The organism is Mycobacterium sp. E2497 (assembly GCF_001668695.1).
Taxonomy (GTDB): Bacteria; Actinomycetota; Actinomycetes; order Mycobacteriales; family Mycobacteriaceae; genus Mycobacterium.
In genome coordinates this window covers 1-19916 of sequence record NZ_LZKD01000193.1, presented here as the reverse complement: position 1 = coordinate 19916, position 19916 = coordinate 1, and the positions used below count along the sequence as shown (strand labels likewise).

16 protein-coding genes are annotated in these 19916 nt (G+C 67.3%); 10 read left to right on the top strand and 6 right to left on the bottom strand.

Translation table 11 applies throughout. The annotated features are described in order from the left end of the window. Window positions 1–28 precede the first annotated feature (28 nt). Both A5713_RS18005 and A5713_RS18000 read right to left on the bottom strand, forming a co-directional pair. Entirely contained in the window at window positions 29–1966 is a 1938-nt protein-coding gene (locus tag A5713_RS18005; RefSeq protein WP_068097743.1) for a fumarylacetoacetate hydrolase family protein, read from the bottom strand. Next, the gene (locus tag A5713_RS18000) at window positions 1963–4233 is read right to left on the bottom strand and encodes an ATP-dependent DNA ligase (protein ID WP_068097740.1); all 2271 of its coding nucleotides are present in this window, start codon (window positions 4231–4233) and stop codon (window positions 1963–1965) included. Before A5713_RS18000 ends, A5713_RS18005 begins: the two co-directional genes overlap by 4 nt. A gap of 127 nt (window positions 4234–4360) precedes the next feature. Between A5713_RS18000 and A5713_RS17995 the strand changes: the two genes are divergently transcribed. From A5713_RS17995 to A5713_RS17975, 5 genes are all read left to right on the top strand, one after another. Beyond that, on the top strand, window positions 4361–5878 hold the full coding sequence (locus tag A5713_RS17995) for a mannitol dehydrogenase family protein (RefSeq protein ID WP_068097736.1): 1518 nt from the start codon (window positions 4361–4363) through the stop codon (window positions 5876–5878). Further along, the gene (locus tag A5713_RS17990) at window positions 5875–6741 is read left to right on the top strand and encodes an HAD family phosphatase (RefSeq protein WP_068097733.1); all 867 of its coding nucleotides are present in this window, start codon (window positions 5875–5877) and stop codon (window positions 6739–6741) included. The genes A5713_RS17995 and A5713_RS17990 overlap by 4 nt, the downstream gene beginning before the upstream one ends. Window positions 6742–6850: 109 nt before the next feature. Then, the gene (locus A5713_RS17985; RefSeq protein WP_068097730.1) at window positions 6851–8263 is read left to right on the top strand and encodes a mannitol dehydrogenase family protein; all 1413 of its coding nucleotides are present in this window, start codon (window positions 6851–6853) and stop codon (window positions 8261–8263) included. Further along, window positions 8260–9186, top strand: coding sequence for a carbohydrate kinase (locus A5713_RS17980; RefSeq protein ID WP_068097727.1), 927 nt, complete (start codon window positions 8260–8262; stop codon window positions 9184–9186). The genes A5713_RS17985 and A5713_RS17980 overlap by 4 nt, the downstream gene beginning before the upstream one ends. A 111-nt stretch (window positions 9187–9297) precedes the next feature. Further along, the gene (locus tag A5713_RS17975; protein WP_067919051.1) at window positions 9298–10206 is read left to right on the top strand and encodes a Ku protein; all 909 of its coding nucleotides are present in this window, start codon (window positions 9298–9300) and stop codon (window positions 10204–10206) included. An 18-nt stretch (window positions 10207–10224) separates the two neighbouring features. Here A5713_RS17975 and pstA read toward each other — a convergent pair whose 3' ends face one another. From pstA to pstS (A5713_RS17955), 4 genes are all read right to left on the bottom strand, one after another. Then, window positions 10225–11133, bottom strand: coding sequence for a phosphate ABC transporter permease PstA (gene pstA / locus A5713_RS17970; RefSeq protein ID WP_067919033.1), 909 nt, complete (start codon window positions 11131–11133; stop codon window positions 10225–10227). After that, a complete protein-coding gene (pstC, locus tag A5713_RS17965; RefSeq protein WP_197516399.1) occupies window positions 11130–12074 on the bottom strand; it encodes a phosphate ABC transporter permease subunit PstC in 945 nt (314 codons plus the stop codon). Before pstC ends, pstA begins: the two co-directional genes overlap by 4 nt. Window positions 12075–12131: 57 nt before the next feature. Then, window positions 12132–13244 carry a phosphate ABC transporter substrate-binding protein PstS gene (gene pstS / locus A5713_RS17960; protein WP_067919031.1) on the bottom strand — a complete coding sequence of 371 codons (1113 nt, stop codon included), beginning with the start codon at window positions 13242–13244 and terminating at the stop codon, window positions 12132–12134. 183 nt (window positions 13245–13427) lie between these two features. After that, window positions 13428–14540 carry a phosphate ABC transporter substrate-binding protein PstS gene (gene pstS / locus A5713_RS17955; protein ID WP_067919030.1) on the bottom strand — a complete coding sequence of 371 codons (1113 nt, stop codon included), beginning with the start codon at window positions 14538–14540 and terminating at the stop codon, window positions 13428–13430. Between the two features lie 255 nt (window positions 14541–14795). On the opposite strand from pstS (A5713_RS17955), the gene A5713_RS17950 reads away from it, so the two are divergent. From A5713_RS17950 to A5713_RS17930, 5 genes are all read left to right on the top strand, one after another. Next, entirely contained in the window at window positions 14796–15587 is a 792-nt protein-coding gene (locus A5713_RS17950) for an SDR family oxidoreductase (RefSeq protein ID WP_067919029.1), read from the top strand. A gap of 23 nt (window positions 15588–15610) precedes the next feature. Beyond that, entirely contained in the window at window positions 15611–16687 is a 1077-nt protein-coding gene (locus A5713_RS17945) for a diacylglycerol kinase (protein WP_068097717.1), read from the top strand. Between the two features lie 40 nt (window positions 16688–16727). Then, complete coding sequence (locus tag A5713_RS17940; RefSeq protein WP_197516398.1) at window positions 16728–17984, top strand: Nramp family divalent metal transporter; 1257 nt, start codon at window positions 16728–16730, stop codon at window positions 17982–17984. Beyond that, the gene (locus A5713_RS17935) at window positions 17985–19040 is read left to right on the top strand and encodes a poly-gamma-glutamate hydrolase family protein (RefSeq protein ID WP_068097711.1); all 1056 of its coding nucleotides are present in this window, start codon (window positions 17985–17987) and stop codon (window positions 19038–19040) included. Window positions 19041–19063: 23 nt separating this feature from the next. Beyond that, window positions 19064–19916: TIGR03621 family F420-dependent LLM class oxidoreductase (locus A5713_RS17930; RefSeq protein ID WP_231980496.1), on the top strand; the 853-nt coding region annotated here is incomplete at its 3' end.

The window sequence follows — 19916 nt, the reverse complement described above, 5'->3', positions numbered from 1 at the left end:
GTCGTGTCCTTGGATTTCCCGCGGGGTTTCAGGACCGCTTGGCCAGCCAGTCGGCCTGCATCACCAGCAGGGCCATCACCTCCAGCTGAGGGGTCTCCGGGTCCAGTTCGCGGTACCGCTGATAGACGTTGACGACGACGCGCTCAGCGTCCAGCCAGGTCGCGTACTCGCCGAGGTCGATGGTGTCGGCCGCCTCCGACCACGACAGCCCGCGGCGGTAGGCGGCCTCGGCTTGGTCGGAGACGTGGGCGAGATAGCCACGCACGGCGCGGATTCCGTCGGGGTCGCTGACGGGGCCGTGGCCGGGCACCACCGTCGGCGCGTCCAGCGCGATCATCGCGTCGCACGCGGCGATCCAGTTGGCGATCGGGCCGGCCCACACGATGGGGGTGCAGCCGATGAACAGCAGGTCGCCACCGAAGAGCACACCCGCGTCGGGCACGTGCACCACCGAATCCGCGGCGGTGTGCGCGGGGCCCAAGTTCAGCAGGTCGATGCGCCGCCCACCCACCTCGATGGTCAGCTCGCGGTCGAACGTCTGATCCGCGTTGCGCACCGTGATGCCGCTGAAGTCGAAGTGCCCGAAGCGGTCTCGGGTGTAGGGGGTCGCGACCGGGCCCAGGTTCGCAGTCTGCGCCATCGCCAGCATCTCGGGCGCCATCCCGTGCGCGATCTCGTCCGCCGTGCCCCGCGCGGCGATGATCCGAACCGACGGATCGAGCAGCTGGTTGCCGTGGGTGTGGTCGCCGTTGGAGTGGGTGATCAGCGCGTCGGTGATGGGTGCGGCGGCGGTGATGTCCCGCATCGCACTGAGCATTTCGCGGGTCAACGCCAGGTCGAACAGCGTGTCGACGAGCAGCGACGCGCCGTCGCCGGCGACCAGCCCGGCGTTGCTCCACCCGTAACCGCCGTCGGGCAGCGTCCACGCCCAGACCCGGTCGGCGACCTGGTGCAGGCCGCGCGTGTAGGGCACCTTCGCGGGCGCCCGATTCACCCGCGGCGCCGCGGGCGCGGCGTCGGGATTGGGTCGGGCCGCCAACGGATGCGGTGCGGCACCGGCGCGCACGGTCTGTCGGGTCTCCCCGAGTCCCTCGACCCGCAGCGTGACGACGTCGCCGTCGTGCAGCCAGCCGGGGAAGGAGTCCAGCGCCGTCGGGTTCAGGTGTTCGACCAGCGTGCAGGTCGGCACCGTTCCGGAGCCGATGACGTCGCCCGGGGCGAGCGTCACGCCTCGCGAGGCGTAGGAGATGACTTCGCCGAAGGTCCAATCCATTTGGGCGGTCGAACCCGACCCGATCACGGCGTCGTTGACCAGCGCGGTCACCCGCAGGTCCAGGCTGCCGTCCCGCCGGTACGGCTCGAGTTCGTCGGGTGTCACCAGGTAGGGGCCCAGGGTGACGCCGCTGTCTTTGCCCTTGCCCTGTCCGATGCCCAGTTGGCTCTCCAGTTGCTGCAGGTCGCGTGCCGACCAGTCGTTGAAGATGGTGTAGCCGATGATGGCCCGCTCGGCTTCATCGACGGTCAAGTCCCGCCCGCCGGTGCCGATGATCGCGGCGATCTCCAATTCGAAGTCCTGCCAAGCGCTTCCGGGCGCGGTGGGGGCATCGTCGTAGGGCCCTAAAACCGTTGCGGGGCAGGCGAAATAGAACGCCGGTATCCGGTACCAGGTGTCGGCGAGCGTCCGCCCGGCGCCCAGCGCGGCCTGGCAGTTGCGCATGTGATCGAGAAAGCACAGCGAATCGCGGATGGACGGTGGGCGCGGGATCGGCGCCAGCAGCCGCACTTCCCCCAGGGGCACCGTCGCCGCCGGGGCGCGCAGCGCCGCCTCGCCGGCCGCGCGCAATCCGTCGGCGCCGCGGCAGACCAGGTCGAGCAACGTCACGCCCGCGGGCATCGCGTGGATGGCGTCACCGGAGAGCACCCCGGTGCGTTCACCGTCCGCGCCAAGGTAGGTCACCCATTTCATTCGCGCACCACCTCACTCGGTTCCTTGTCCGGCCGCAGCCCACGCCAACTCGATTGGCGCAAACGGTCATCCGGGGTCCATTCGCTGTAGCGCACTTCGCCCACCAGCACCGGCTCGACGTACGTCACGCCCTTGGCCTCGCTGCGGGGAAGCGGCGGGGTGAAGGGGGATTCGTCGGTGTGCAGTGGCGCCAGCGTCTTCTTCAGGCTCGCCAGGTCACGCTCGGTGAACCCGGTACCGACCCGCCCGGCAAAGTGGAGCCCCCCGTCGGCGGGGATGCCCATCAGCAGCGACCCGATGCCGCTGCTGCGGCCGCCCTCCCCGGCCTTCCAGCCGCCGATGACGACTTCCTGTGTGTTCCAATGCTTGTCCTTGATCCAGGACGCCGAGCGCCGGCCCGGCTGATAGGTGGAGTCGCGTTTCTTGGCGACCACGCCCTCCCAGCCGTGCTCGCGGGAGTGCTCCAGTGCCTGTTTCCCGTCCCCCGGCAACAGCTCGGGGACGATGAGGTCACTGCCACCGGCCAGCGTCTCCAACAGTTTTCGGCGGTCTTGGTAGCGGGCCCGCAGCAGCGAACGGCCGTCGAGATACAGCACGTCGAACGCCCAGAACTCCACGCGGCTGCCGCGGCCCCGGTTCTGCATCGCATGAAAGCTCGGCACCCCGGAGGCGTCCAGGACGACTGCTTCCCCGTCGAGCACCACGTGATGGTCGGCGAGATCGGCTGCCAGAGCGCGCAATTGGGGGTATTCGCCGGTGACCTCCCGGCCCCGCCGGGACCGCACCCGCAGGTCTCCGTGGTCGATCTGGACCAGCAGCCGGTAACCGTCCCACTTGCCTTCGAAGGCCCACTGGCCCGCCTTGCACCCCGCGACCGAGCCGTGGGTGGCCAGCATGGGCGCGATTCCGTCGAAGTCGAAGACCTTCTGGTCCTTCATCCGGTGCGCCAGCCACTGGTCACCCTTGGTTTGGATCAGCGCATAGCGCCCGGAGACCTTGCTGCCGCGCAGGTTGACGATGACCTCCCCTTTTTCGGCGGAGTCATTGAACTTCTCCGCCTCATAGGTGCCGGAGTCCCAGATGATGACCTTCCCGGCCCCGTATTCCCCCTTGGGGATGTTGCCCTCGAAGGCGGCGTATTCCAGCGGGTGATCCTCGGTGTGGACCGCCAGATGGTTCACCGAGGTGGTTTCGGGCAGGTTCTTCGGCACCGCCCACGATACCAGCACGCCGTCGCGCTCCAGCCGGAAGTCGTAGTGCAGCCGGCGGGCGTGGTGTTCTTGAATCACGAACGTATTGCCTTGCCCCGTAGTGGGCTTCGTCCGCGGGACGGGTTCGGGGGTCTTCGACGCGTCCCGCATGCCGCGGTACCTGGTCAGCCGGTCCGGGACGGCGACGTCGTTGTCCAGGGCCGCCAGCAGGTCGCCGTCGCGAGCGACACGGGCCAGCACCTCGTCGTAGCGCAGTTGGCGCAGCGACGCCGGGTCCTCGATCTCCGCCCAGGTCCGCGGCGCTGCGACCGTCGGGTGTTCGCGTCCGCGCAGGGAGTACGGCGCAATGGTCGTTTTCGATCCGTTGTTCTGGCTCCAGTCGAGGAAGATCTTGCCCGCCCGCAAGCTGCGGGTCATGGTGGACGTGACCAGCTCGGGCATCGACTTTTCCAGTTGCTGGGCAACCCGTTTCGCCAACACCGTCGCGCCCTTGCTGCTCACCGGTTCCGCCAGCGGCGCGTAGAGGTGCAGACCCTTGCTGCCACTGGTGAGCGGGAACAGGGTCAGCCCGATCCCGTCGATCAGGTCGCGCACGGCATGGGCCACCTCGGCCAGCTGGGCCATGCTGACGCCCTCGCCGGGGTCGAGGTCGAAGACCAATCGGGTTGCCGGGCCGGGCTTGAGCTCTTCGGCCTTGCTCCGGGTCCACTGGGCGACGAACCGCCACTGCGGCACGTGCACTTCCAGCGCGGCCTGTTGCGCGATCCACGCCAGCCCCTCGGGGCTGTCGATGATCGGATAGGTCGTGGTCCCGGAGCGGTGCGTGACGCTGGCGCGCGGCAGCCAGTCCGGCGCCGACGCGGCCAGCTGCTTTTCGAAGAAGGCGTCCTGCTCGACCCCGTTGGGCCAGCGCTTGCGGGTGGCCGGGCGCCCCGCGATGTGCGGGATCATCACCTCGGCGATGCGGGTGTAGTAGTCGAAGACGTCCCGCTTCGTGGTCCCGGTGGCGGGATAGAGCACCTTGTCGACGTTGGTCAGCTTCACCCGCGGTGCCATGAGAGTCAACTTACGCGTGTGAGCAGCGCTTACTCGTTCCCACCACTGCATATGTCTCAAACGTAAATTTTTGTGACGTCAACCACGAAGGGGTTAGACGCGCCGAAAGGCCGGGCACCGAAGACGGATGCGCATATTGTCCCGGCGTCCAGAATGTGGCGTCCCCCTCAGCAATGCCACCCTCCGACTGCACTCCCGGCGAATCGCCGTACCTACATACGAGAGATCGGCCCTCCAGCGTGGTGTCGTTCACATCGGCGCGGGTAATTTCCACCGCGCGCATCAGGCCGTCTACTTCGATGACCTTGCCCGCGCGGGCATTTCGGATCGTTGGGGGGTTACCGGCGTCAGCCTGCACTCCCCGACCGCCAAGGACTTGCTGTCCGCGCAGGATGGGCTCTACACCGTGGTGCAGCGCGGCCACGACCGCCAGAGCGCCCGCGTCGTCGGCTCGATCGGCTCCGTGCACTACGCACCGAACGATTGCGCGACGGTGCGCGCCGCCCTGGCCGATCCCGAGACCCGTATCGTCAGCCTGACCATCACCGACACCGGATACTTCCTGGATCCGGTCACCGACGAGTTCGATGCCCATCACCCCGACGTCCGCGCCGACCTCGTCGCGTCCGGTGGTTATGCCACCGCATGGGGATATCTGGCCGAAGCTCTCGACCGGCGCCGCCGCGCGGGCGTGGCGCCATTCACCGTGCTGTGCTGTGACAACGTTCCCGGCGACACGCGGCCGGCGAGAACCGCGCTGGTGTCGTTCGCCGCCTTGAAGGACCCCGGCCTCGCCCGCTGGATCGAAAAGCATGTCGCGTTCCCGTCGACCATGGTCGATCGCATCACCCCGCAAACCTCGAAGTCGGAGCGCAAGTTCGTCGAGCAGACGTTCGGCGTGGCCGACAGGTGTCCGGTGGTGACCGAGCCGTATCGCCAATGGGTGATCGAGGATTCCTTCAGCAACGGGCGACCGCCGCTCGACGAGGTCGGTGCCGAATTCGTCGCCGATGTCAGCGACCACAAGCTGATCAAGACGCGTCTTCTCAACGGCACCCATATCGCGCTCGCGTGTTTGGCCATCTTGGCCGGTTACCAGCGCACCGACGAAGCGATGCAGGACCGCGTGATATTCGACTACGTCGAGAGGCTCTTGCGCGACGAAATTCAGCCACTGCTGCCCGCCGTCCCCGGGATGAACACACCCGAATACCGGGCCAGCCTGCTCGATCGGCTCGGCAATCCCCAGATGAGTGACCAATTGTCGCGGCTGGCCAGGCGGGGAACGAGCAAGATCACGTCGTTTGTGCTGCCCTCCCTGCAGGATGCGATCGCGCAGGGTAGGCCGCATACGCTGCTGATGTTGGCCGTTGCCGGCTGGGCCCGGTACATGCGCGGGCACGACCTGCAGGGGCGCAAGCTCCGCCTGGAAGACTCCCAGGCGATACCGGTGGGCAGGTTGGCCAACATGGCAGGCGACAAACCTGATCCGCTGCTGCGGCATGCGATGTTCGCCGAGCTACGCCCGGTGCCGGGGTTTGCGGAGCGCCTTGGGGAGATGATCAGGCGTATCGACACGCGCGGTGTGGTGCCCACGCTGCGTGACGGGATGCGCAACGACGAGCGGGAGTTGGTGTCACGATGAGCGATGAACTCTCCGGGCTGACCTTTGTGCGCACATTCGACCCTGCGCCGATCACGACCTTGCTGTGCGACGCCGACGACAACCTGTTCGCCTCGGAAAGGCCGGCGTTCGAGGCGTCGACGGAGGTGATGAATCGCTTCCTGGCCAGGTTCGGCGTGACCGCTCCGCTCGACTCGGAGGAGTTGCGTAAGCGGGCCGTCGGCAAGAACTTCCGCGCCATGGCTCTGGACCTGGCCGTCCAGTGCCGCCTGCCGCTCGATCAGACGTTGGCCGGCGGCCTTCCCGACGCGGTGGTCGCCTCGGCCGGTGACGTCGCGACGGGAAACGCGTTGTGCGCCGACGAACTCGAGCAGTGGGTGCGCGAAGAGCGCGAACGGGTCACCGCGCATCTGGCGGTGACACTGACGCCCGACCCGCGGGTGCTGGAACCGCTGCGAGACCTCGCGCCGCACTACGCGCTGGCGGCCGTCAGCTCCAGCGCCACCAAGCGCCTGCGTGCCTGCTTCGCCGCCACCGGCATCGACTCGCTGATAGCCGAAGCGGTGACCTTCAGCGCCGAGGATTCACTGCCGACGCCCACCAGCAAACCCGACCCGGCGGTGTATCTGCATTCCGGTCAGGTGATGGGAGTCGCGGCCGAACACGGGCTGGCCATCGAAGACTCCGTCGCCGGCGTGCGTTCCGCGGTCGCAGCCGGCTATCCGACCGTCGGCAACCTGATGTTCGTGCCACCCGACGAACAGGATTGCCGCCGAGCGGATTTGATCGATGCCGGCGCGGTCGCGATAACCGATTCGTGGCGCGCCCTTGCTGATGTCCTGCTGTTGTCGGCCGTGCCGACCGGGGGATCCCCGCTCACATAGGGCAGCGAAGGGCCGTTTGTCGCTGGGCTTCGGCCCGCGGCTGTCATACCGTCGAGAGGTGCCACCGCCCGGTGACGATCCGGGCGGTGGCCCGGTGAGGAGTTGGCCAATGGTGGCTAGCGCGATCAGCCTGAGCAACGCGTCGCTTTCCGCACTGCCGATCGAGGCGCCGAACTATGACCGGGGCAGCGTGACCGTCGGCATCGCCCATATCGGGGCCGGGCACTTCCACCGCGCGCACCAGGCCGCCTACATCAACCTGCTGATGCAGCAGGGCCTGGCACTCGACTGGGGCATCTGCGGGATAGGGGTGATGCCCTCCGACTGGACCATGCGCGACGTCCTCAACGGTCAGGACGGGCTGTACACGCTGATCTTGGAGAACCCCAACGGCAGCCGGGACGCCCAGGTGATCGGCTCGATCGTGGATTACCGCTACGCCCCCGACGACCCGGAATCGGCGTTGGAGGTGATCACCGCGGCGTCCACCCGGATCATCTCGCTGACCATCACCGAAGGCGGGTACCGCGACCCGGACGGGCCCGCGTTCACGTTGATCACCGAGGCGCTCGCCAGGCGGCGCGATCGCGGAATTCCCGCGCCGACAATCGTCTCCTGCGACAACATCGAGAACAACGGTGAGGTCGCCAGGCGCACCGTGCTCGCCAGCGCCGAACGCGTGGATCCCACGCTGGCCGAATGGGTGGCGGAACACGCCCGCTTCCCCAATTCGATGGTCGACCGTATTACTCCCGCAACGACTTTGGAGATGGCCGCGGAGGTGCGGCGCGATTTCGGAGTCGACGACCGGTGGCCGGTGGTGGCCGAGCCGTTCAGCGCCTGGGTGATCGAGGACGACTTCGCCGACGGCCGTCCCCCGCTGGAGCGGGCAGGGGTGCTGCTGGTCGAGGATGTACGCCCGTACGAGCTGATGAAGCTGCGGCTGCTCAACGCGGGGCATCAGTGCCTGGCCTACTTCGCCCACCTGTGCGGCTTCCAGTACGTCCACGAGGCGGCCCGCGATCCGCTGATCGCCGAATTCCTGCTCGCCTACTTCGACAACGAGGCCATCCCCACGCTGCCGCCGGTGCCGGGAATCGACCTCCACGAATACGCCCGCACGCTCGTCGAGCGGTTCGCCAATCCGGCCGTGCGTGACACCATCGCCCGGCTGTGTGCCTACTCGTCCGACCGCATCCCGAAATGGCTGTTTCCGGTCATCTGCGACAACCTTGCCGCCGACGGACCGGTTCGGCTCGCGGCCGCGGCGGTGGCCAGCTGGGCGCGCTACGCCGAGGGCACCGACGAATGGGGTAGGCCGTACGAGGTCGTGGATCAGCTTGCGGATTCGCTCATCCCGATCGCCAGGTCGCAATACCAGAACCCCACCGCGTTCATCGAGGTCACGGCGATGTTCTGCGATCTCGCCCACCAGCCACGGTTTGTCGAGGCGTACCGCTGGGCGCTGGATTCGTTGCACAGCAAGGGAGCTCGGGCGACGCTGGAGGCTTTGGTGCGATGAACCGCGGGCTGGTGATCGGCGAGTCGCTGATCGATATCGTCGAGGGCGACGAGCATGTCGGCGGCAGTCCGCTCAACGTCGCCGTCGGACTCGCACGGCTGGGCCGCGAGGTCGACTTCCTGACCCACATCGCCGACGACCCGTACGGCCGGCGCATCGCCGAGTACGTGAAAGCTGCTGGCGCGCAACTTGTTTCGGGTAGCATTGCGGCCACCCGGACACCGACGGCCGTAGCGGCCATCGCCGAGGACGGCTCGGCCGACTATGTGTTCAATCTGGACTGGCGACTCTCCGGCGCACTCGCGGGTCCGCCGCCGCTGTTCGTGCACACCGGGTCGATCGCCGCCACCCGCGAGCCGGGCTGCCTCGCGGTCGCGGCGTTGATCGACACCTACCGCGATTCCGCCACGGTCACCTTCGACCCGAACGTGCGCCCGTCGCTGACCGCCGACCCCGCGTTGGCGCGTGCGCGGATCGAGCACCTCGTCGCGCGCAGCGACATCGTCAAAGTCAGCGACGAGGACCTGCGCTGGATCGAGCCCGATCACGAGCCGGAACGAACGGCCAGGGCGTGGTTGGCAGCGGGACCTGCCGTCGTCGCGGTGACCATGGGGGCCCGCGGTTCGCGGGCGTTCTGCGCGGCCGGCGAGGTCCAGGTCACGGCGAAACCGGCCAGGGTGGTCGACACCGTCGGTGCCGGCGACGCCTTCATGGTCGGCCTGCTCGACTCGCTGTGGGAGATGAACTTGCTGGGCGCCGACCGGCGGGCCACCCTGGCCCGGATCGAGCCCGACGCCCTGACCGCCGCCCTCGGGACGGCCAGCGCCGTGTCGGCTTTGACAGTCGCGCGGGCCGGCGCCGACCTGCCCGACCGGGCCGCCCTTCGGGCTCAATTGACCTCTGCCCCTGGCGGTTTCACGTAGTCCAAGACCGGGGCAATCCGGCCCGTCGCATCCCGGCGGAAAGCCGCAGAATCCCAGGTCATCGGCCTGTCAAGGTGTTTTCCCAGCGTCGGTGTGGGCATACTGACTTACATGCGCTCCATCTGGAAGGGCTCGATCGCGTTCGGGCTGGTCAATGTCCCGGTCAAGGTGTACAGCGCCACCCAGGACCACGACATCAAGTTTCATCAGGTGCACGCCAAGGACAACGGCCGCATCCGCTACCAGCGCGTCTGCGAGTTGGACGGCGAGGTCGTCGAATACCGCGACATCGCCCGCGCCTTCGAATCCGACGACGGTCAGATGGTCATCATCACCGACGACGACATCTCCACCTTGCCCGAAGAACGTAGCCGCGAAATCGAGGTGCTGGAGTTCGTTCCCGCCGAGGAGGTCGACCCGATGCTGTTCGACCGCAGCTACTTCCTGGAGCCGGACTCCAAGTCGTCGAAATCCTATGTGCTGCTGGCGAAAACGCTCGCCGAGACCGATCGGATGGCGATCGTCCACTTCACGCTGCGCAACAAGACGCGACTGGCGGCGTTGCGTGTCAAGGACTTCGGCAAGCGGGACGTGATGATGGTGCACACCCTGCTGTGGCCCGACGAGATCCGCGACCCCGACTTTCCGGTGCTCGACAAGGAGGTCGAGATCAAGCCCGCGGAATTGAAGATGGCCGGCCAGGTCGTGGAGTCGATGGCCGAGGACTTCAACCCCGACCGCTATCGCGACACCTACCAGGAGCAGCTGCAGGAGCTGATCGACGCGAAACTCGAAGGCGGCGAGGCGTTCACCACCGAGGAGCAACCGAAGGAGCTCGACGAGACCGAGGACGTCTCCGACCTGCTGGCCAAGCTGGAAGCCAGCGTCAAGGCGCGCTCCGGCGACGGCAAGGCGCCGGCCAAGAAGGCACCGGCCAAGAAGGCCACCGCCACGAAGACCACGGCTAAGAAAACCACGGCGAAGAAGGCACCGGCCAAGAAGGCCGCATCCAAAGCGTGACGCGCACCCCGCGCGTGCTCAGCGTCTGCGGGTGGCGAAGAAGCGGGTGGCCCCCGCGATCAGGTTGATCACCGCGACGATGAGGATCAGGCTCAGGGCCGCACCCCAGATGCGCAGGAAGCCGGCGTGCTCGGGATTGGTGAGCTCGGTGTAGATCAGCAGCGGCAGCGAGGCCATGTTGCCGTGGAAGATGTCGGTGTTGATCGATCGGCTGTAGCCGACCAGCACCAGCACCGGGGCGGTTTCGCCGATCACCCGCGCGACCGACAGCAGGATGCCGGAGATGATGCCGGGCATCGCGATCGGGAACACGATCCGCGTGATGGTCTTCCATTTGGGAACGCCGAGCGCATAGCTGGCCTCCCGCAGATCGTCGGGCACCAACCGCAGCATCTCCTCCGCGGACCGGACCACCACGGGCAGCATCAGCAGGACCAGCGCCAGCGACACGGCGAACGAGCTCTGCTGGAATCCGAGGGTGGCGATCCAGAGGCTGAAGATGAACAGGGCCGCCACGATCGAGGGCACCCCGGCGAGCACGTCGACCATGAACGTCGTGAGACGCACCAGCCGGCCGGAGCCGTATTCCACCAGGAAGACCGCGGTCATCAACCCCAGCGGGACGGACAGCAGGGCGGCCACCCCCGCCTGCACCACGGTGCCGTACAGGGCGTGATAGACGCCGCCGGCGAATTGCTCCGGCAAGATCCCGCGCAGCGAGTGGGTCCACCACGTCGACCGGGTGACCGCGTACCAGCCCCGAGCCACCACCACCGACAGCACCCAGACCAGCGGCACCAGCGCGCCCAGGAAGGAGGCGACGAAGAAGGCCGTCGCGGCGTTGTTCGTGAGCCGGCGCCGGATGCTGACGGGCCGGAACGCCTGGGCTTTGACCGGCCGGTCAAAGGTTTCGACCGCGGAGCTCATCCGTTGACCTTTCCGCCGGCGATGGCGCGAGCCAGCGCGTTGACGACGAATGTCAAGACGAACAACGCGAACCCCGCGGCGATGTAGGCCCCGGTGGGCAGTGGTGCACTGAATTCGGCCGCCGCGGAGGCGATCTTCGAGGCGAATGTGTACCCGCCGTCGAACAGCGACCAATTTCCCGGGCGCGCGGCGGAGCGCAAGATGATCAGCACCGCCACGGTCTCACCGAGCGCGCGTCCCAGCCCCAGCATCGACGCCGCGATGACACCGCTGCGACCGAACGGCAGCACGGTCATCCGCACCACCTCCCACTTGGTGGCACCCAGCGCCTGCGCCGCTTCCATCTGCATAGGGGGGGTCTGCCGGAACACCTCACGCGAGACCGAGGTGATGATCGGCAGGATCATCGCCGACAGCACGACGCCCGCGGTGAAGATGGTGCCGCCACCGGCCAGTGACACGTTGCCCTGCTTGAACAGGAAGAACCAGCCCAGGTTGCGGTTGAGGAACGCCGCGATGGGTTCGATGTTGGGCGCCAGCACGAAGATGCCCCACAACCCGAAGATGATGGAGGGCACCGCGGCCAGCAGGTCCACGATGGCCCCGAACGGGCGGGCCAGCCGCTTGGGCGCGTACTGGGTGAGAAACACCGCGATCCCGACCGCCACCGGCACCGCCACCACCAGGGCGGTGAGCGAACTGAGCACGGTCACCATCAACAGGTCGCGGATGCCGAACTCGAGCTTCCCCGGGTCGGTGGTGCTGAACTGCGCGCTGGTGAAGAAGTTCGCGTGGTTGGCCCGCAGCGACGGAACGGCGCGAATCAGCAGGAACAGAGCGATCAGCAGGATCGCGACCACGATCGTCGACCCGGCAGCGGCAGCCGCGAGTTTGAACAGCCGGTCGCCCCCCCGAGTCGACGGCGCACTCAGCGTCTTCAGCTCGGGCTTTTGGGTCGACGGGCTGGCTACCGCTCCACGGGTCACGACCACCTCAGATCACGTGATGGCGTTGATTGAGGCCGACAGTCTCGACTTGAACGAATCCGGGATGGGGATGTACCCATTGTCGGCCAGGCCATTCTGCCCCGCACCGATCGTACTTTCCAGGAACGCCTTCACCGCGGTGCCGACCTGGGGATCGGGATACTTCGAGCACACGATCTCGTACGTCGCCAGCACGATCGGGTAAGACCCCGGCTGGGTGGGCTTGTAGAACGAGAGCGTGTCGAGGACCAGGTCGTTGCCCTGCCCGCTGATCTTGGCCCCGGAAATCGTCTTGCCGACCGAGTCAGCGCTGATCGCCACGGCGTCCGGACCGGCCGACGTGACGACCTTGGCCATGTTGAGCTTCTGCGCCTGGGCGAACGACCACTCGTTGTAGGTGATGGATCCCTCGGTGGCCTTGATCGCCGCCGACGTGCCGTCGTTGCCCTTGGCGCCCTCGCCGACACCGCCCTTGAACGTCTTGCCGGTGCCCTTGCCCCAGGCGCCGTTGGAGGCGGCGTCGAGGTACTTCTGGAAGTTGTCCGTGGTGCCGGATTCGTCGTTGCGGAACACCACGTGGATCGGCTCGGCGGGCAGCGTGACACCGGGGTTGAGGGCCGCGATGGCCGGGTCATTCCAGGTCGTGATGGCGCCGTTGAAGATTTTCGCCGCCGTGGGACCGTCGACGCTCAGCGAACTCAGGCCCTTGACGTTGTAGGTGATCGCGATCGGACCGAACACGACCGGCAGATTCCATGCCGGCGAGCCGCACCGCTGCTGCGCCGCGGCGTATTCCTTGGGGGCAAGCGGCGAGTCCGATCCACCGAAATCGGTTTGGTTGCCGTTGAATTCACTGATTCCCGCGCCTGAGCCGTTGGCCGTGTAGTTCAACGTCTGGCCGGGGCAGGCCTGCTCGAACGCGTTCACGAAGCGGGTCATCGCGTTGGCCTGGGCGGTCGACCCGCTGGCCTTCAACGTCTTCTTCCCGCCGCAGCTGACCTTGCCCGCCGACGAACCGCTGGTCGTGTTTCCGCTACTGGCGTTGTTGTCGCTTCCGCAGCCCGACAACACCAGCGCACCAGCGGTCACGACGCTCAGCGCGGCACCGAATCGGTTGAGTTTCAAGTCACTTCCTAACGGTAGGGATGAAACATGATTGTCGACGTTCTGCTGGCCGCTGTCGGCGGCCAGTCGTCGCTCGCAGCAAGGAAGCTAACAGCACGAAGGTTAACGCCGGGCAAATTGCTGTCGGCTGATTGTCGCTGGCCAGGACGGCTTTGCGGGGGGTCGCAGGCGGTTGCGAGGAGCTCACGAGATGGCGTTGATCGCCGCGGACAACCGGGACCTGAACGAGTCGGGGACGGGGATGTAGCCGTTGTCCGCCAGACCGTTCTGCCCCGCGCCGATGGTGCTCTGCAGGAAGGCCTTCACGGCCGCGCCGACCTGGGGATCGGCGTACTTCGAGCAGACGATCTCATACGTCGCCAGCACGATCGGGTAGGAACCGGGCTGGGTCGGCTTGTAGAAGGAGTAGGTGTCGACGACCAAGTCGTTGCCCTCCTCGGTGAAGTCGGCGCCGGCGATCGTCTTGCCGACCGAACTCGCGTCGATCGCCACCGCGTCGGGACCGGCCGACGTGATGACCCTGGCCATGTTGAGCTTTTGCGCCAGGGCAAAGGACCACTCGTTATAGGTGATCGCCCCTTGGGTGGCCTTGACCGCAGCCGACGTGCCGTCGTTGCCTTTGGCGCCCTCGCCGACACCGCCGTTGAACGTCTTCCCGATGCCTTTGTCCCAGGCTCCGTTGGCGGCCGAGTCCAGGTATTTCTGGAAATTGTCCGTGGTACCGGACTGATCGTTGCGGAAGATCACGCGAATGGGCTCGGCGGGAAACGCGACGCCCGGGTTCAATGCCTGGATCGCGGGGTCGTTCCATGTGCTGATGGCGCCCTTGAATATTTTGGCGGCTGTCGGGCCGTCCAGATTCAGTGACGTCACCCCCGCAACGTTGTAGGTAATCGCGATGGGGCCGAACACCACCGGCAAATTCCACGCCGGCGAACCGCAGCGCTGCTGTGCCGCGAAGTACTCGATGGGGGCCAGCGGTGAGTCCGATCCCGCGAAATCCGTCTGCTTGCCGGTGAATTCGCCGATCCCGGCGCCAGACCCGTTGGGCGTGTAGTTCAGCGTCTGGCCCGGGCAGGCCTGCTCGAACGCCTTGATGAAGCGGGTCATCGCGTTGGCCTGGGCGGTCGAGCCGCTGGCCTTCAGCGCCTTCGTCCCACCACAGCTGACCCTGACAGGCGACGTGCCGGGCCCGGCGCTTTTCCCGGCCGCGTTGTCGTTGGTCCCGCAGGCCGCCCCCAAAACGGCAACAACGGTCAGGACACTCAGCGCAGCGCCAAAGCGATTCAGGCCCAATAGAATCCCCAACGGGAAACATCAAACACGATTGCCACCATTCAATAGCCGCTGCGCAGACCAAAACGGTCAGCACTAAGGCTAGCGCCGGGTGGATGTTCTCGCAGTGGACGCGAGATACCGCCCGGAACTGGGCGTGGGGCGTTACATCGGCCCACCCATATGCAAAAGTAGAACCTGTTCCAGAAATGCCGCATCCGAGACGGCGGGGCTTGCTACCGTGTCGGCTGACAACTTGGGCGAAGAGAGGCCGCAATGATCCTTGACAGATTTCGTCTCGATGACAAAGTCGCCGTCATCACCGGTGCCGGCCGCGGCCTCGGGGCGGCCATCGCGCTGGCTTTCGCCGAGGCGGGCGCCGACGTCCTCATCGCCTCACGGACGCAATCGCAACTAGAAGGCGTCGCCGAGCAGGTCCGGGCCGCCGGTCGCCGCGCGCACATCGTGGCCGCCGATCTGGCCCATCCGGAGGTGACCGCGGAGCTGGCCGGCCAGGCCGTCGACGCCTTCGGGAAGCTGGACATCGTCGTCAACAACGTCGGCGGGACCATGCCCAACACGCTGCTGACCACCTCGACCAAAGAGCTCAAGGACGCGTTCACCTTCAACGTCGCCACCGCCCACGCGCTGACCGTCGCGGCGGTGCCCCTGATGCTCGAGCACTCTGGTGGCGGCAGCGTCATCAACATCACCTCGACCATGGGCCGGCTGGCCGGCCGCGGCTTCGCCGCCTACGGCACCGCCAAGGCCGCGTTGTCGCACTACACCCGGTTGACCGCCCTCGACCTGTGCCCCCGCATTCGGGTCAACGCGATCGCGCCGGGGTCCATCCTCACCTCCGCGCTGGACGTGGTGGCCTCCAACGACGAGCTGCGCGCGCCGATGGAGAAGGCCACCCCCATGCGCCGCCTCGGTGATCCCGTCGATATCGCCGCCGCCGCAGTGTATTTGGCGTCCCCGGCGGGCAGCTTCCTGACCGGTAAGACGCTGGAGGTCGACGGTGGCCTCACCTATCCCAACCTCGACATCCCCGTCCCGGATCTGTGACCCCCGACCGCTGAGGAGCCGTCATGGCAATACCCGTCGTCCAGTTGGGCACCGGCAACGTCGGTATCCACGCCCTGCGGGCGCTCATCACCAACCCGGCGTTCGAGCTCACCGGCGTCTGGGTGTCGTCGGACGCCAAGGCCGGCAAGGACGCGGCAGAGCTTGCCGGGCTCCCCGATTCGACCGGCGTGCAGGCCAGCACCGACCTGGACGCCGTCCTGGCCACCGGGCCGCAGTGCGCAGTGTACAACGCGCTGGCCGACAACCGGTTGCCCGAGGCGCTGGAGGACTACCGGCGCGTCCTGGCCGCGGGGATCAACGTCGTGGGTAGCGGACCGGTGTTCTTGCAGTATCCGTGGCAGGTGATTCCCGAGGAGCTGATCAGGCCCATCGAAGACGCTGCGCGCGAAGGCAATTCGAGTGTGTTCGTCAACGGGATCGACCCCGGCTTCGCCAACGACCTGCTGCCGTTGGCGCTGGCCGGCACCTGCCAGAACATCCAGCAGATCCGCTGCATGGAGATCGTCGACTACGCCACCTACGACAGCGCCGCGGTCATGTTCGACGTGATGGGCTTCGGCAAGCCCCTCGACGAGATCCCCATGCTGCTGCAGCCCGGCGTGCTCAGCCTGGCGTGGGGGTCGGTGGTTCGGCAACTGGCGGCCGGCCTGGGCATCTCGCTCGACTCGGTCGCGCAGGAATACGTCCGCGTGCCGGCGCCCGAGGACTTCGACATCGCGTCGGGGCACATACCGAAGGGCAGCGCCGCGGCGCTGCGGTTCGAGGTGTTCGGCATGGTCAACGGCGACCCCGTCGTGGTCCTCGAACACGTCACCCGGCTGCGCGAGGACCTGTGCCCCGAGTGGCCCCAGCCCGCCCAGCCCGGCGGGTCCTACCGCATCGAGGTGACCGGCGAACCGTCCTACGCGATGGACGTCTGCCTGAGCAGCCGCAAGGGTGACCACAACCATGCCGGGCTGGTCGCCACCGCGATGCGGGTGGTCAACGCGATCCCCGCGGTGGTGGCCGCCCCGCCGGGCATCGTGACGACGCTGGACCTGCCCCTGATCACCGGCAAGGGCCTCTACCTGCCCGGGTGAGCAATGGGCGCGTCGAGTCTTCGGCTAACCTCACTTTCTTATTCGGCCGGATGAATCGAGGGGCGCCACGTTGACGCAGAGCAGCCAGGACTCGCTGAAAAGCAGTTGGTATCTGCTCGGGCCCGCCTTCGTCGCCGCGATCGCCTATGTCGATCCCGGCAACGTCGCCGCCAACGTCAGCTCCGGCGCGCAGTTCGGCTACCTGCTGCTGTGGGTCATCGTGGTGGCCAATGCGCTGGCCGGGCTGGTGCAGTATCTGTCGGCCAAGCTCGGCCTGGTGACCGGGCGCTCGTTGCCGGCGGCTGTCGGCAAGCGAATGAGCCGGCCGGTCCGGCTGGTCTACTGGGTCCAGGCCGAGCTGGTGGCGATTGCCACCGATATGGCCGAAATCGTCGGTGGGGCAATCGCTTTGCGGATACTGTTCGATCTGCCGCTGTTGGTCGGCGGCATCATCACCGGGCTGGTATCGCTGCTGCTGCTGGCGATCCAGGACCGGCGCGGGCAGATCATCTTCGAGCGCGTCATCACCGGCCTGCTGCTCGTCATCGCCGTCGGGTTTGCGGCCAGCTTCTTCGTCAAGACGCCGCCGCCCGGTGACGTGCTCGGCGGGCTGGTGCCGCGATTCCGGGGCACCGAAAGCGTGCTGCTCGCCGCCGCCATCCTGGGCGCCACCGTGATGCCGCACGCGGTGTACATGCATTCCGGGCTGGTCCTCGACCGGCACGGGCATCCGGCGGAGGGCGCGCAGCGACGCCTGCTGCTGCGGGTCACCCGGCTGGACGTCGTGCTGGCGATGGCCGTCGCGGGCACGGTGAACGCCGCGATGCTGCTGGTCGCCGCGATCAACCTGCAGCATCGCAACATCAGCGCCTCCATCGAGGGCGCCTACTCCGCGATCCACCACACCCTGGGTGCGACCATCGCGGTGCTGTTCGCGGTCGGCCTGCTGGCCTCCGGACTGGCGTCGTCCTCGGTGGGCGCGTACGCCGGCGCCATGATCATGCAGGGGCTACTGCACCGCAGGATCCCGATGCTGGTGCGCCGCTTGATCACGGTGTGCCCCGCCCTGGTGATCCTTGCGGTCGGCTTCGACCCCACCCGCGCGCTGGTGCTCTCCCAGGTCGTGCTGTCGTTCGGGATACCGTTTGCGGTCCTTCCCCTGGTGAAGCTCACCAGCGACCGCGACCTGATGGGCGACGACACCAACCACCCCGTCACGACGGTTCTTGGCTCGGCCGTCGGCGTAATGATTAGTCTGCTTAACGTGGTCCTCATCTGGCTGACGGTGACCGGCTGAATGCCGGCCCGCCGGCATGCCTACTTCGCATACGGGTCGAACCTGTGCGTGCAGCAGATGGCGCTGCGGTGTCCCGATGCGGCCGATCCGCGGCCGGCGATCCTGTCCGATCATGACTGGCTGATCAATCAGCGTGGCGTGGCCACGGTCGAGCCGTGCGCCGGCAATCAGGTGCATGGCGTGGTCTGGCAGATCTCCGACGGGGACCTGGCGACCCTGGACAGCGCCGAGGGCGTGCCGGTGCGCTACCGGCGCGACCGGCTGACCGTGCACACCGACGACGGGCCGTCGCCGGCCTGGGTCTACATCGACCATCGGGTGACACCGGGCCCGCCCCGGCCGGGCTATCTGCCCAAGATCATCGCCGGTGCCGTGCAGCACGGGTTGCCGCAACGCTGGGTCGACTTCCTGCGGCGCTGGGACCCCTCACGCTGGCCGCGCCGCGCGTCGGCGTCGGGGCCTGCGCCGCAATCGCTTTCGGCGTTGCTGGGTCAGGAGGGGGTGAGCGAGGCCGGCCGGTTGCGGTCGCGTTTCGGCTTTCTGGCCATCCACGGCGGCGGGCTGGAAGAGATGACCGACGTGATCGCCGAACGCGCCGCCGAGGCTGCCGACGCGTCCGTGTACGTGCTGCGTCACCCCGACCACTATCCGCACCACCTGCCCTCGGCGTTGTTCGACCCGGCCGAGTCGCCACGGCTCGCCGCATTCCTCGACCATGTCGACGTTGCGGTGTCGCTGCACGGATACGGCCGCATCGGGCGCAGCACGCAACTGCTGGCCGGTGGGCGCAACCGCGCGCTGGCCGCGCATCTGGCCCGGCACATTCGGTTGACCGGTTATCGGGTGGTCACCGACCTCGACGACATCCCGCCGGAGCTGCGGGGTCTGCATCCCGGCAACCCCGTGAACCGGGTGCGCGACGGCGGGACCCAGCTGGAGCTCTCCCCCCGCGTGCGCGGCATCAGCCCGCGCAGCCCACTGCCCGGCGACGACGGCCTCTCGCCGGTCACCACGGCGCTGATCCAGGGACTCGCGGAAGCCGCACGTTGTTGGTAATTGTCCTCATCTGTTGAATGGAGTTGTTGGTGGCCAAGGATTTTCGCTTCGGAATGAGCATGCGCTTCATCAAGTCGCGCGCAGCATTCGTCGACAAGGTGAAGCAGGCAGAAGACATCGGATTCGATGTGCTCTGCGTGCCAGACCATCTCGGCGCCGTGGCCCCCATTCCGGCTCTGACCGCGGCCGCCATGGTCACCGACAAACTCAAGCTGAGCATGTATGTGCTCAACGCCGCCTTCTACAAGCCCGCCCTGCTCAGCCGGGACCTGGGCGACTTGGACAAGCTCAGTAACGGCCGCCTCGAAATCGGGCTCGGCACCGGGTATGTCAAGGAAGAGTTCGACGCCGCCGAGCTCCCCTACCCCAGCGCCGGCGCCCGGGTCGACTACCTCAACCACATGACGAAATATCTGAAAGAGCACCACCCGACGACGCCGATCCTCATCGCCGGCAACGGCGACCGGGTGCTGACCATCGCCGCCCAGCACGCCGACATCATCGGGCTGACCGGTTCGAGGGTGAAAGAGGCCGACGACCCGCTGACCGAACGGGTCGAGTTCGTCCGCAACGCCGCCGGCGACCGATTCGGCGCGCTCGAGTTGAACCTCGCCGTCACGGCGGTCCCGGCCGAGGGCGAGAGCCTGCCCGACCTGACGATGACGCGTCGGTACGCGTCGGGGTTGTCCTGGACGGTGATGAACGTGACCCCGTACTTCTCGCGGTACTCCAGCAGCGTGTCGGCCATCTCGCGCGGTGACCCCGTCAGGACGGAGTGCATGGCCAGGATCTCCTCGTCGGACAACCCCGACGCGTACCGACGCGTCATCGTCAGGTCGGGCAGGCTCTCGCCCTCGGCCGGGACCGCCGTGACGG